We start from the raw sequence: 531 nt of genomic DNA, 5'->3' as shown, positions 1-531 counted from the left end.
GAATAACTCCATCTTCTAATACACGTAGCATTTTTGCTTGTAAATCAAGCGGCATTGAATTCAGTTCATCTAAAAATAATGTCCCTCCATCTACAAGTTCAAATAATCCTGCTCGTTCGATTGCCCCTGTATAACTACCTTTTGTCGTGCCAAACAGCAAACTTTCTAATAGCGACTCTGGCAAAGCTGCACAGTTTTGTGCAATAAACGGCTTATTTTTTYGTTTAGAAGCTTCATGAATCGCTTGCACAAATAGCTCTTTCCCTGTTCCAGTTTCACCATATATTAAAACATTCGCATCGGTTGGCGCTACTTTTTGTGCTAACTCTTTCGTCTGTTTAAAGCGGGAATCATCAGTTACAATTGTCTCGAATGCAACATGCTTTTTCACCGTTTTTTTGCTAGTCGATCGTTTTATTTTCGATTGTAGATCTACAATCGTATCAGTAAGCTTTTGAATAGTAGAATAATCTTTCGCAATTTCTACAGCACCAGCAATATTTCCATCTATTAAAATAGGTAACGTTGTAT

At 36.8% G+C, this 531-nt stretch carries 1 protein-coding gene; it reads right to left on the bottom strand.

All coding sequences use genetic code 11. The features are described 5' to 3' along the window. Positions 1-531: sigma 54-interacting transcriptional regulator (locus AC1DJR_RS33065; RefSeq protein WP_477004575.1), on the bottom strand; the 531-nt coding region annotated here is incomplete at both ends.

This window comes from Bacillus sp. 05T31 (assembly GCF_056396725.1).
This window is presented reverse-complemented; position numbering and strand designations above follow the sequence as displayed.